Source organism: Streptomyces sp. NPDC085931 (assembly GCF_044540565.1).
Lineage (GTDB): Bacteria > Actinomycetota > Actinomycetes > Streptomycetales > Streptomycetaceae > Streptomyces.
The window spans coordinates 1-11,974 of record NZ_JBITSK010000026.1 but is presented as its reverse complement, the minus strand read 5'-3'; the positions used below and the strand labels follow the sequence as shown (position 1 = coordinate 11,974).

Annotated in this window: 11 protein-coding genes; 7 read left to right on the top strand and 4 right to left on the bottom strand. The window is 74.7% G+C overall.

Annotated elements, in window-relative coordinates; all coding sequences use genetic code 11:
• The first annotated feature begins 45 nt into the window (after window positions 1-45).
• On the top strand, window positions 46-1,827 hold the full coding sequence (locus ACIGAN_RS34870) for a serine hydrolase (protein ID WP_399863498.1): 1,782 nt from the start codon (window positions 46-48) through the stop codon (window positions 1,825-1,827).
• A gap of 65 nt (window positions 1,828-1,892) precedes the next feature.
• Here ACIGAN_RS34870 and ACIGAN_RS34865 read toward each other — a convergent pair whose 3' ends face one another.
• The 4 genes from ACIGAN_RS34865 to ACIGAN_RS34850 form a co-directional block, all read right to left on the bottom strand.
• On the bottom strand, window positions 1,893-2,084 hold the full coding sequence (locus ACIGAN_RS34865; protein WP_311679029.1) for a DUF2795 domain-containing protein: 192 nt from the start codon (window positions 2,082-2,084) through the stop codon (window positions 1,893-1,895).
• Window positions 2,085-2,179: 95 nt separating this feature from the next.
• Window positions 2,180-3,757: a phytoene desaturase family protein gene (locus ACIGAN_RS34860; protein ID WP_399863496.1), complete on the bottom strand. Its 1,578-nt coding sequence runs from the start codon at window positions 3,755-3,757 to the stop codon at window positions 2,180-2,182.
• Between the two features lie 223 nt (window positions 3,758-3,980).
• The gene (locus tag ACIGAN_RS34855; protein ID WP_399863493.1) at window positions 3,981-6,227 is read right to left on the bottom strand and encodes a serine/threonine-protein kinase; all 2,247 of its coding nucleotides are present in this window, start codon (window positions 6,225-6,227) and stop codon (window positions 3,981-3,983) included.
• Between the two features lie 415 nt (window positions 6,228-6,642).
• Window positions 6,643-7,017 carry a ferredoxin gene (locus tag ACIGAN_RS34850; protein WP_365099010.1) on the bottom strand — a complete coding sequence of 125 codons (375 nt, stop codon included), beginning with the start codon at window positions 7,015-7,017 and terminating at the stop codon, window positions 6,643-6,645.
• Between the two features lie 137 nt (window positions 7,018-7,154).
• Between ACIGAN_RS34850 and ACIGAN_RS34845 the strand changes: the two genes are divergently transcribed.
• The 6 genes from ACIGAN_RS34845 (at window position 7,155) to ACIGAN_RS34820 (ending at window position 11,887) form a co-directional block, all read left to right on the top strand.
• Window positions 7,155-7,520, top strand: coding sequence for a DUF6479 family protein (locus tag ACIGAN_RS34845; RefSeq protein WP_365099011.1), 366 nt, complete (start codon window positions 7,155-7,157; stop codon window positions 7,518-7,520).
• Between the two features lie 70 nt (window positions 7,521-7,590).
• Window positions 7,591-7,944: a hypothetical protein gene (locus ACIGAN_RS34840; protein ID WP_365099012.1), complete on the top strand. Its 354-nt coding sequence runs from the start codon at window positions 7,591-7,593 to the stop codon at window positions 7,942-7,944.
• Window positions 7,945-8,160: 216 nt separating this feature from the next.
• Window positions 8,161-8,670, top strand: coding sequence for a SigE family RNA polymerase sigma factor (locus ACIGAN_RS34835; RefSeq protein WP_365099013.1), 510 nt, complete (start codon window positions 8,161-8,163; stop codon window positions 8,668-8,670).
• Between the two features lie 11 nt (window positions 8,671-8,681).
• Entirely contained in the window at window positions 8,682-9,209 is a 528-nt protein-coding gene (locus ACIGAN_RS34830; protein WP_365744524.1) for a cellulase, read from the top strand.
• 138 nt (window positions 9,210-9,347) lie between these two features.
• Window positions 9,348-10,628, top strand: coding sequence for a glycosyltransferase (locus tag ACIGAN_RS34825; RefSeq protein WP_399863489.1), 1,281 nt, complete (start codon window positions 9,348-9,350; stop codon window positions 10,626-10,628).
• Window positions 10,625-11,887 carry a hypothetical protein gene (locus ACIGAN_RS34820; RefSeq protein WP_399863487.1) on the top strand — a complete coding sequence of 421 codons (1,263 nt, stop codon included), beginning with the start codon at window positions 10,625-10,627 and terminating at the stop codon, window positions 11,885-11,887. Before ACIGAN_RS34825 ends, ACIGAN_RS34820 begins: the two co-directional genes overlap by 4 nt.
• Window positions 11,888-11,974 lie beyond the last annotated feature (87 nt).

The window sequence follows — 11,974 nt, the reverse complement described above, 5'->3', positions numbered from 1 at the left end:
ATACTTCCGGGGACGTGCGAGACGGCTGAGGCGAAGGGGTACGCGGTGACCGACAGACCGGCGAACGGCGAACTGACCCGGCGTCAACTCGGCCGGGCGGGACTGGCCCTGGGCGGCGCGCTCGCCCTCGCACCGCTGCCGGCCGGACCGGCCGGGGCCGCCCCGGCGGCCGGGGGCCCGCGGCCCACCCTGCGGCACGGCTCCGCCGCCCGCGCCGGGCTGCTCGCCTCCCACCTGCGCCGTCTCGTCACCGACGCCGAGACGTTCCTCGGCCCCTCCCCCACGCACCCCTGGTACGCGGGCGCCGTCCTGCTCGCCGGACGCGGCGGCACCGTCGCGCTGCACCGGCCCATCGGCACGGCGGTGCGCTACCGGGCCTACGACGAGAAGACCGACACCGGTGTGGAGTTCCCGCCGGACCAGCAGATCCCGATGGCCGCGGACACCGTCTTCGACCTGGCGTCGGTGTCCAAGCTGTTCACGTCGATCCTCGCCGTGCAGCAGATCGAGCGGGGCGCGCTCGGCCTGGAGGCGACGGTCGCCTCGTACCTGCCGGACTTCGGGCGGGCCGGCAAGCAGGACATCACGATCCGTCAACTACTCACCCACACCTCGGGATTCCGGGCCTGGATCCCGCTGTACAGCGCGCCCACGTACGAGGAGAAGCTCCGGCGCGTCTGGGACGAGCAGCCGGTGAGCGCGCCGGGCACGGCCTATCTGTACTCGGACCTGAACCTCATCTCGCTGCAGCTCGTCCTGGAGCGGATCACGGGCCGCGCCCTGGACACTCTGCTGCGGGACGAGATCACCGCGCCGCTGGGCCTGCGCCGCACCCGCTACAACCCGCCCGCCTCCTGGCGGCCGAAGATCGCGGCGACGGAGGACGCCCGCCCGCCCTGGTCCGGCCTGGACCGGGGCCTGGTGTGGGGCGAGGTGCACGACGAGAACGCCTACTCCCTGGGCGGGGTGGCGGGCCACGCCGGCGTGTTCTCCGACGCGTGGGACCTCGCGGTCCTCGGCCGCACGCTGCTCAACGGCGGTGTCTACGGACGGGCCCGCATCCTGGCGCCGGAGTCGGTGGAGCTGATGTTCACCGACTTCAACACCGCCTTCCCCGGGGACGAGCACGGCCTCGGCTTCGAGCTCTACCAGCACTGGTACATGGGCGCGATGGCCACGCCGCGCAGCGCCGGGCACACCGGTTTCACGGGCACCTCGCTGGTGCTCGACCCGACGACCGACTCGTTCCTCGTCGTGCTCGGCAACTCCGTGCACCCGGTGCGCAGTTGGCGCTCCGGCTCGGCGCCCCGGGTGGCCGCCGCGAACCACCTGGCACGGGCCGTGCCGGTCCGTCCCGCGCGCGGCCGCACGGCCTGGTTCTCCGGGATGGCGGTCGCCTCGACGGCGACGCTCGCCCTCCCCGCCCTCGACACCTCCTCCGGCGGGGCGCGGCTGAGCTGCGCGGTGTGGTGGGACACCGAGCCCAAGGCCGACGTCCTGGTGCTGGAGGCCACCACCGACGGCGGCACGACATGGCGGCCGGTGCCGTGCACGACCTCGCGCCGCGGCGAGGACCCGGTGCCGCGTCCGTCCGGCTCGGTCACCGGCTGGTCCGGCCGCCTCTGGCACCGGCTCACCGCCGAACTCCCCGCCGCCCGCTCGCTCGCCCTGCGCTGGCGGTACACGACGGACCGGCTGTACGTGGGCCGGGGCTGCTACGTGGACGGGCTGCGCGTGGCGACGGCCGGCGGCGTCCTGTTCGACGAGGCGCGCCCGGCGGACGCGTCGCGGATCGAAGCGGTGGGATGGGCGCCGTCGGCCGACTGAGACGGTCGGATCACGGGCCGGATCACTGAGACGGTCGGATCACGGGCCGGATCACGGGCTTCCGGTCACTGGTTGAAGACGGCCTTCTGCACCTCGTTCGGGCCGTCGAAACGGTTCTCCTTCAGGCCGTCGAGGGTGCTGACGACCTTCTCGTCGGCGTGGTTGCTGCGGGCACGCTCCACCAGGTGCTGCTTGTCCGTGGGGTAGTCCATGCCCTTGAGGGCCTTCTGGAGATCGGTCGGGCTCAGTTCGGCCATGGGGGCCTCCCGGGGTGGTGCGGCCGTCCGCGCGGGGCGGCCGGCGGTTGCGGATCTCTTCGTGCTGTCGGAGTGCCCCTCGATCGGCGTGCGATTCAGCCGTCCCCGCTTTCCAGTACCGCCATGGCCGCGTTGTGCCCCGGCACCCCGCTCACCCCGCCCCCGCGCACCGCGCCCGCCCCGCACAGCAGCACGTTCGCGTGCCGGGTCTCCACGCCCCAGCGGCCGGTGCCGTCCTGGGCGTACGGCCAGCTCAGCTCCCGGTGGAAGATGTTGCCGCCGGGCAGGCCCAGGTCGCGTTCCAGGTCGAGCGGGGTCTTCGCCTCGATGCAGGGGCGGCCGTCGGCGTCGGTGGCCAGGCAGTCGGCGAGGGGTTCGGCCAGGTGGGCGTCGAGCTGGGCGAGGGTCGCCTTCAGCAGGTCCTCGCGCACGGCGTCGTGGTCCGGCGCGAACAGGTGGGCGGGGGTGTGCAGGCCGAACAGGGTGAGCGTCTGCCAGCCCTGCTCGGCCGGGCCGGGGCCGAGGATCGTCGGATCGGTGAGGGAATGGCAGTAGATCTCCGACGGCGGCGCGGCGGGCAGCTCGCCGGCGGCGGCCTGGGCGTGGGCGGTGGCCAGCTGCTCGTAGCCCTCGGCGATGTGGAAGGTGCCGGCGAAGGCCTCGCGCGGGTCGACGGAGCTGTCCCGGAGCCGGGGCAGCCGCGTGAGCAGCATGTTCACCTTCAGCTGGGCGCCCTCGGCGGGAGCGGGCGGCGGGTCGCCGGTCAGGTCGGCGAGGGCCTGCGGTGAGGCGTTGACCAGGACGTGCCGGGCGGCGACCGTGCCCTCGTCGTCGGCCGTGCGGTAGGTGACCTCGGCGGTGCGCCCGTCCGTGGCGACGCGCAGGGCCTCGTGGCCGGTGGCCAGGACCGCGCCGGCGGCGCGGGCGGCGTCGGCGAGCGCGTCGGTGAGGGCGCCCATGCCGCCGACGGGCACGTCCCAGTCGCCGGTCCCGCCGCCGATCACGTGGTAGAGGAAGCAGCGGTTCTGCCTCAGGGACGGGTCGTGGGCGTCGGCGAAGGTGCCGATGAGCGCGTCCGTGAGGACCACTCCGCGTACCAGGTCGTCGTGGAAGTGCTCCTCGACGGCGACGCCGATCGGTTCCTCGAACAGCGTGCGCCAGGCCCTGTCGTCGTCCAGGCGGTCCCGCAGTTCCTCGCGCGTGGGCAGCGGCTCGGTGAGGGTGGGGAAGATCCGCTGTGCCGCGCGGCCGGTCATGCCGTAGAACTCCTGCCAGGCCCGGTACTCGCGGTCGGAGCCGGTGAGCCGGGCGAAGGCCTGTCCGGTCCGCCGTTCGCCACCGCCGACCAGGAGGCCGGTGGGGCGGCCGTCGCGTTCGGTCGGGGTGTAGGAGGAGACGGTGCGGGTGCGCACCCGGAAATCCAGGCCGAGGTCCCGGACGATCTTCCGGGGCAGCAGGCTGACCAGGTACGAGTAGCGCGAGAGCCGGGCGTCGACACCGGGGAAGGGCCGGGTGGACACCGCCGCGCCGCCGGTGTGGTCCAGCCGCTCCAGCACCAGCACGGAGCGCCCGGCCCGGGCCAGATAGGCGGCGGCGACCAGACCGTTGTGGCCACCACCGACGATGACGACGTCGTACGTCCGGTGCACGCGGGATCCCAGGGGTGCGGTCATGGTCCTTCGTAGCACGGGGTGATCCGGGACGGCCAGGGACGGGGCGGGCGGGGGACGGCGCGGTCGGCGGGGCGCGGTGCCGGCATCGTGACGCCCCCGGCCGGCGGGTACGGCCTTCCGGGGCGCGGCGGTGCGGTGGGTGTCTCGGCCGTGCGGTGGGTGTCTTGGCCGTGCGTGCGGCGGGGGTCGCGGCCGCGGAGTGCCGGGACTCGTTCCGGCGGGCTCAGTGGTCGGCCGCGGCGCGCGGGGGGCCCGGGGTGCGGTGGTCGCGCAGGGCCGCCACCCTGCGGTACAGGTCCGCGGCCTCCGTGGCGTGGCCCAGTTGCTGCAGGCAGTGGGCCTCGTCGTTGCGGCTGGCGAGGGTGTCGGGGTGGTCCACGCCGAGGACGCGTTCGCGGGCCGCGGCCACCCGGCGGTACTCGGTGAGCGCGTCGCCCCAGCGGCCCAGCCACCCCAGGCCCACGGCCACCTCGCGGCGGCTGACCAGGGTGTCCGGGTGGTCGGGGCCGAGGACCCGTTCGCGCAGGGCGCACACCTCGCGGGACTCGGCGAGGGCCTCCGCCCAGCGGCCGAGCCGTCCGAGGTTGACGCACAGCCCGTGCCGGGCGCGCAGGGTCTCCGGGTGGGCGGGTCCCTGGACCCGGCGCCGGTCGTCGGCCAGGGCGGCGTAGAGGTCGAGGGCCTCCGCGCCGCGGCCCAGGCGGCCCAGGCTGATGCCGATCTCGTGGCGCGTGGCGAGCGTGTCGGGATGGTCGGGGCCGAGCGCCCGGGCACGCGCCTCGGCGACCTCCCGGTATGTCTGGAGCGCCTCGGCCCAGCGACCCGACTGGCCGAGTGCGTACGCCACTTCGTAGCGGGTGACCAGGGTGTCGGGATGGTCCGGGCCGAGCACCCGGGCGCGGGCGTCCGCCACCTCGCGGGCCATGCGGCAGGAGTCCTCCAGGCGGCCGAGGCGGCCGAGGTTGAAGGCGAGGTTGTGCCGGCAGCGCAGGGTGTCGGGATGGTCGGGGCCCATCGTGCGCTCGCGCGCGGTGAGGACCGAGGTGTAGACGCGGTGGGCGTCGAACGGGCGGCCCAGCCGGCCCAGCACGTAGGCCATCTCCTGGCGCGCGGCCAGGGTGTCGGGGTGGTCGGCGCCGAGGGTGCGGATCCTGGCCTCGGTGACGTGCTTGTACGCGCGCAGGGCGTCCTGGGGGCGGCCGGTGCGGCTGAGGGCGAAGGCGACCTCGTAGCGGCTGGCGAGGGTGTCGGGGTGGTCGGGGCCGAGCAGGTGCTCGCGTTCGGCGGCGACCGCCCGGTGCACCTCCCCCGCCTCCGTCCAGCGGCCGAGCCGGCCGAGGCTGAGGCCCGCGTTGTGCCGGCCGGCCAGGGCGGCGAGGGCCTCGGGGGACGGGGTGGGCCGTTCCTCGCGGAGGGGGTCCTGGACCGGGCCGGTGGCGGGCCGCGCGATCCACTCGCCGGACAGCCCGGCCGCCGGGTCCGGCGGCGCCGTGCGCAGTCCGGCGCCCGCCGCCTTGCGGCCGGTGGTCATGCCCCGCGTCCAGGAGGGCAGCCGGCCCGCGCCGGCCGGCGCGTCGGGGGCGGGCCGGGGTGCCACGACGGCCGGCACATGGACCGGCCCGGCCCGGTGGGCGCTGATTCTGCGCGCCAGTTCGCGGGCGTCGCCGGGCCGTTCGGCCGGGTCCTTGGCGAGCAGGTCGAGGATGACCCGCTCCAGCCAGCCGGGCAGTTCGGGGCGGTGCTCGCGCGGCGGCCGGGGCGGGGTGTCGCGGTGCCCGACCAGGATGGCCCAGGCGTCGTCGAGGTCGAACGGCGGTACGCCGGTGGCGATCTCGTACAGGACGCAGCCGAAGGAGTACAGGTCGCTGCGCTGGTCGACCTCGGTGCCGCCGATCTGCTCCGGGGACATGTAGTGCGGGGTGCCCATGGCGACGCCGGTGCCGGTGAGCCGGGACGTGAAGCCGATGTCGTGGCCGAGGCGGGCGATGCCGAAGTCGCAGATCTTCACCGTGCCGTCGCCGAGCCGCACGATGTTGGCGGGCTTCAGGTCGCGGTGGACGATGGCCTGTTCGTGGCAGTAGGCGAGCGCGGCGGCGACCTGCTCGGCGATCTCCAGGACGTCGGCGACCGGCAGCGGGTGCTGTCTGTTGTCCTCCAGCAGCTGGCTGAGGTTGCGGCCGTCCAGCAGCTCCATGACCAGGTAGAGGACGCCGTCGGACTCGCCGAAGTCGTGGACGACGGTGATGCCCCGGTGCTGCAGGGCGGCGGCGACCCGGGCCTCGCGGCGGAACCGCTCGCGCAGCACGCGGGTGAAGGCGTGGTCGTGGTTCGGGCCCAGCGGTTTGAGGCACTTGACGGCGACGTGCCGGCCCAGCGACTCGTCCCGCGCCCGCCACACCTCGCCCATGCCGCCGCGCCCGATCAGCTCGAGCAGCCGGTACCGGCCGTGGATCAGCCTGGTGTCCCCCATGTCGCGCGACGCTCCCCCCGGTAGCCGTTCGCCCGCCCCGCCCCCTGGCCCACCCAGTATGGCGGGCCGCCGCCCGGGTGGGTACGGGGCCGGACACGCGGCCGGGCCGAGCGGTGCCGTCGCGCGCGGAATGCGTCCGGAAGGCAGGGGCCACCGCGCACGTGCGGGGACGCAGCGCACCAGGGGGCCCGTGAGACGCCGTCGCCGGGTGACGGTGGGGGATGCGGGGGCCGCTCCGCTGTACGAGGCGTGGGCGCACGGAGGCAGGGAGGCGTACGCCAGCTGTGCCACGCGCCGCCCCGGCACGTCACACGCCGGTGGGAGGAGCGGGTGCGTCGCGGGGCGGAGGAGGACGTCGTCCACCTCCCGTGTCCCGGGGCGGGGTCTCCTTCCGAGCGGTCGCCTGCCGGTGCGGTCAGTTCAGCGTCGCGAGGAAGTCCGTGCAGGCACGCGCGCAGGCGCGGCAGGCCGCCGCCGAGTCCTCCGCCCCCGGTTGCCGGTCGAAGACGTGCGCGGCCTCGAGGCAGACGGTCCGGCACCACTCCACCTGGACGCGGATGCTGTTCTCGTCCACCTGGTTCTGCTCGGACAGCACACGGCAGGTCGCGTCGCAGACCTCCGCGCACATGATGCCCTTGCGCCGTACGAGTTCCTGGTTCTCGGCGCCGTCGGGATCCACGAGGCTCGCGCGCAACGCGCAGGCCCGGGCACACTCGGTGCACGCCTGGGCACAGGCGAAACGGTCCTCCAGGAACCGGAACAGCTCCTGCTGGGATGTCGTCGAAGTCACACCGCGCGGGTAGCCCCGGTCACCGCCGGTCAAACCCGCAGAACCGCTCCCGGTGCCGCGCCTGGCGTTCCCGGGGCCGTCGGCGTCGCGATCGAGGTGAGCCGGTTCACGGCGAGGTCCAGGGGTACTCGCGTGCCATGAATACCGCATGGATGGAGCTGGCCGCGGGCCGAGGCGCCCTCGGCATCGGGCTGGGTGTGGCAGGTGTGGTGGTCGTGGCCCTGCTGCTGGGGGCCTTCGTCCTCGGCTTCCGCAACAAGCGCAAGGAACTGCCCACGCCGCGACCGGAGGAACAGCCGCAGATGCCCGCGGGTGGCCCGGTCCGCGAGACGCGCGAGCACCGGGAACCGGACGAGATGCCGAGAAGCGACGAGCGTCTGACGCCGCACGAGCTGAAGACCAACGGCCGCCAGAGCGACCGGACCAGCGCCTCGCAGGAGCGCCCGCGCTGGAACGAGGGCAGCAGCGGCGGGTTCGGCAGCGGCGGACCGGGCGCCCGCTGACTCACCGCGCCCCCACCCCCGTCACCCCGCCCCGGTCGTACATCACGTCGTACACAGGGAAGTGAGAACCATGGCCGATCCCGCCCGCACCGCACTGCCGCTGCCCGACTACGACCATCTGCCGCTCGGCGGCCTGGAGAGCCGTGTGCGGTCGCTGTCCGCGGACGAGGTCGAGGAACTGCTGGCGTACGAGCGGTCGCACGGCGACCGCCTGCCGGTGACCGAACTGCTCGGCGCCCGGCTGGACCAGCTGCGCGCGGGCGCCGAGCCGACGTCCGGCGACCCGAACGCGCTGCGTCCCGAGACCGGGCACGGCGGCCGGGGAGGCTCGCGGGTGACGCCCGCGACGTCGCCGCAGCCGCACAGCGCTCCGCCGCACGGCACGCTGGACCAGCCGGCCCAGCCGAAGGGCGACCGCACCTAGAGCAGCAGAAGCAGACAGGGCCCGTGCCGGCGCACGGGCCCTTTTCGCTGCCCGGCCACCGCCGGGACGACCCGCCCCCGCCGGGGTGATCCGCCTGGTCCGAGATGACCGGCCCCCGCCGGGGTGAGGTGGATCACAGGTTTAGGGTGCAGCGTGCAGGGGGGTCCAGCGTCTTTCGAGAGGTGTAGGAGGCCACTGAGACGCGGGACGGTGAGGATGGAGCAGGTTCGGGGGGCGGACGGCTTCGACGAGTTCGCGGCCGCCCGTTGGTCGGCGCTGCTCCATGTCGCGCGGCTGCTCACGGGGGGCGACCGGCAGCGGGCCGAGGATCTGGTGCAGGAGGCCCTGGTCAAGCTGTGGTTCGCCTGGCCGAAGGTGGCCGAGCAGGCACCCGAGGCCTATGTGCGCACCGTGCTGGTGCGGCTGGCGGCGCGTTCGGCGCGGCGCCGCTGGTGGGGCGAGCGGCCGGTGGACCAGCTGCCCGACCGGGCCGACCCGGGCGACATGTCGTCCGCCGTCGCGGAACGCTCCCGGCTGGAGGCGGCCCTGGCGCTGCTGTCGCCGAAGCAGCGGGCCGCGGTGGTGCTGCGCTACTACGAGGACCTGCCCGAGGCCCAAGTCGCCCAGGCATTGGGATGCCCGGTGGGCACGGCACGGTCCCACGCGTCACGCGGAGTCGCCCGGCTCCGTCAGCTCCTGTCCGACGCCGTCAGGCCCGTGGGGTGAAGGGAGAAGCGATGGACGACTTCGAGCGGGACCTGTCGCGCCTGATGCGCGACACCCAGCAGCACACCCCCTACGAGGCCGAGCACCGGCAGCGGCTGCACGCGGGCATCCGGGCCCGGCGCCGGGCCCGGATGCTGTGGAAGGCGGGCGGCTCCGCCGTCGCGGTGGCCGGCATCAGTGTCGGGCTGGCCCTGCTGCCCGGCATGCTCACCCGCGCCCAGCCCCCCGCCGACCACCGGCCGCCCCCGGCGACGAGCCCCACCTCGTCCGTCGACACCACCCCCACCACCGACGCGCCGGAGCCGAGTTTTACCCCGACGCAGCCGGAGTCGACGGCGCCTGCGACCACGAGCGGCACCGTCACGCCCTCCGGAACCCCGAGCGCCACGAGCGGCCCCACACCGACCGACGCCGCCCCCTCCCCCACGGGCCGGAGCACGTCGGCGCCGCCCACACCCCCGCCCTCCCCCACGCCCACGACGGTGCCGCCGTCCGTACCGGAGTCGGAGGAGCCCTCCGCGTCGGCCTCCCTCGAATAACCCCTCCTCGGGACGACGCCCCGAGACCCGTCACCGCACCACCGCTCAGCCCGCACCACCGCTCAGCCCGCCACGGGCGCCTTCGGCATGCCCGCGACCGGCCCCCGCCCCATGTCAGAAAGAGACCGTGACCCCGCCATGAGAACCGTACGGCGGCCGCCGCTGACCGGCCGCCCGACACCGAGCGACCCGTCCGCGCTGCCGCGCCGCGCGCCGCTGTCCGCACACCACCCGGACCCGGTCCTCGACGTGGTGGTCCCCGTGTACAACGAGGAACACGACCTGGAGCCGTGCGTCCGGCGCCTGCACGCGCACCTCGCCGAGACCTTCCCGTACTCCTTCCGCATCACGGTCGCCGACAACGCCAGCACGGACCGCACCCCGCAGATCGCCGCCCGGCTGGCCGCCGAACTGCCCGGCACGCGCTGGCTCCGGCTGGCCGAGAAGGGCCGCGGCCGTGCGCTCCACGCCGCCTGGTCGCGCTCGCGGGCACCGGTCCTGGCCTATCTGGACGTGGACCTGTCCACCGACCTCGCGGCGCTGCTGCCGCTGGTCGCGCCGCTGATCTCGGGCCACTCCGACATCGCCATCGGCACCCGGCTGGCACGGGGAGCGCGGGTCGTGCGCGGACCGAAACGGGAGATCATCTCGCGCTGCTACAACGGGCTGCTGCGCTCCACGCTCGCCGTGCGGTTCTCCGACGCGCAGTGCGGGTTCAAGGCGGTGCGGCGGGACGTCGCCGAACGGCTGCTGCCGCTGGTGGAGGACCGCGAGTGGTTCTTCGACACCGAGTTGCTGGTCATCGCCGAGCGCGCCGGACTGCGGATCCACGAGGTTCCGGTGGACTGGGTGGACGACCCCGACAGCCGGGTGCACCTGCTGTCCACGGCCCTGGCCGATCTGCGCGGCATGGCCCGGCTCGGCCGGGCCCTGGCCGGTGGCCGGCTGCCGCTGACCGCGCTGCACCGCAGCGACGCCGAACTCGCCGGGGAGCTGCCCGACGGCCTGGCCGGGCAGGTGGTCCGCTTCGCGGCCGTCGGCGTCGCGAGCACCCTCTTCCACCTGCTGCTCTTCACGGCGCTCCGGCCGGCGGCGGGAGCACAGGCCGCCAACGCGCTCGCCCTGTTCGCCAGCGCCGTCGCCAACACCGCCGCCAACCGGCGGCTCACGTTCGGGGTGCGCGGCCGGGGCGGGGCGCTGCGCCACCACCTCAAGGGACTCGCGGCGTTCCTGATCGGGCTGTCCCTGACCAGCGGTTCGCTGGCCGCCCTCCAGCACGGCGTGCCCGGCGCCGGGCACGGGGTCGAACTCGCGGCGCTCGTCGCCGCCAACCTGGGCGCGACGCTGCTGCGCTTCCTCCTCTTCCGGGCCTGGGTGTTCCCCGCCCGTCCCGCCCGCCGCACGGCAGGACCCGCATGAGCACCATGGAACTGCGCCGGCCGCCGTCCCGCCCGGACCGCCCCCACGTCCCGCGCCGGCCCGGCGAGGTCCGGCGGCGGCTGCGCGGGGCCGCCGCGCGCTACGGGCCCGTGCTGCTGACGTACGGCGTGCTGAAGCTGGCCGGATTCGCCGTCTTCATGTATCTGCTGGACTCCGCGGGCGACTTCCGGAAGAAGAACCCGCGCTTCGGTGGCGGCACCCACCCCTGGGACGTGCTGGCCAGCTGGGACGGCTGGTGGTACCAGCAGATCGCCGCCCACGGGTACGACCCCGCCCTCGAACCGGTGCCGGGTGCGAAGGGCCTGATCACCCTCGAAGGCAACTCGGCGGCGTTCTTCCCGCTGTACCCGGCGCTGATGCGCCTGGTGTCGGAGTGCACCGGGCTCGGCCTGTACGGCGCCGGCCTGACGGTCTCCGTGCTGGCCTCGTTCGTCGCCGCCCTCGGCGTCTACACCGTCACGCGGAGCCTGGGCGGGCACCGGGCCGGGCTGGTCGCGGCCGGTCTGTGGGCGGTCTGGCCGGGCTCGGGCACGGAGTGGTCGGGGTACTCCGAGTCCCTCTACACGGCTTTGGCCGCATGGACCTGTCACGCCGTCATGTCCCGCCGCTGGCTGACCGCGGGCCTGCTGACCTTCGCGGCCGGCCTGTGCCGGCCCACCGCCGTCGCGCTGGTCGCCGCCCTGGCGCTCGCCGCCGTGCTGTCGCTGCGCGGGCGCGAGGACGGCATCCGCCGTCCGCTGGCCGCCGTGGCGATCGCTCCGCTGGGCCTGTTCGGCTATCTCGCCTGGGTCAACCACCGCATGGGCGACCTCAACGGGTACTCCAAGCTCCAGGACGGCGCCTGGGCCCACAAGTTCGACTGGGGCGTCCACACGTTCCGCGTCCTGACGTCCGTCCCCGTCGGGCACTTCGACTACCTCTTCGCCATGCCCTTCGAGGACGTCATCGGCGTCTGCGTGGTACTGGCGGTGCCGGTGCTGACCGTGTTGCTGCTGCGGCTGCGGCCGCCCTCCGTGCTCGTGGTGTACACCGTGCTGTCGTATCTGATGGTGATGACGACCCAGCAGATCTTCGGCAACGTCTCGCGCTATCTGCTGCCGCTCTTCCCACTGTTCATCCCTCTGGCGCTCGCGATGCGCCGCCTGGGCCGGCCGTCGCTGGCCGCGGTTCTCGGCACCGCGGCACTGGCCTCCGGCTCGTACGCCGGATACGTGCTGTTCGAGCTCGGGGTGCCCTAGGTCGTGTCCGTAAAGTCCCGTCGTCCGCCCGGAGGGCGGGCCCTGCGGCGTCTGGTGCGTGCTCTCGGCGCGCCGGGCGGAGTCCCG

Coding starts and splice junctions, on each gene's coding strand:
- ACIGAN_RS34855 (WP_399863493.1), bottom strand. CDS start 6,227: ATGGGGGACACCAGGCTGATCCACGGCCGGTACCGGCTGCTCGAGCTG.
- ACIGAN_RS34845 (WP_365099011.1), top strand. CDS start 7,155: ATGAATACCGCATGGATGGAGCTGGCCGCGGGCCGAGGCGCCCTCGGC.
- ACIGAN_RS34835 (WP_365099013.1), top strand. CDS start 8,161: ATGGAGCAGGTTCGGGGGGCGGACGGCTTCGACGAGTTCGCGGCCGCC.
- ACIGAN_RS34820 (WP_399863487.1), top strand. CDS start 10,625: ATGAGCACCATGGAACTGCGCCGGCCGCCGTCCCGCCCGGACCGCCCC.
- ACIGAN_RS34830 (WP_365744524.1), top strand. CDS start 8,682: ATGGACGACTTCGAGCGGGACCTGTCGCGCCTGATGCGCGACACCCAG.
- ACIGAN_RS34825 (WP_399863489.1), top strand. CDS start 9,348: ATGAGAACCGTACGGCGGCCGCCGCTGACCGGCCGCCCGACACCGAGC.
- ACIGAN_RS34840 (WP_365099012.1), top strand. CDS start 7,591: ATGGCCGATCCCGCCCGCACCGCACTGCCGCTGCCCGACTACGACCAT.
- ACIGAN_RS34860 (WP_399863496.1), bottom strand. CDS start 3,757: ATGACCGCACCCCTGGGATCCCGCGTGCACCGGACGTACGACGTCGTC.
- ACIGAN_RS34865 (WP_311679029.1), bottom strand. CDS start 2,084: ATGGCCGAACTGAGCCCGACCGATCTCCAGAAGGCCCTCAAGGGCATG.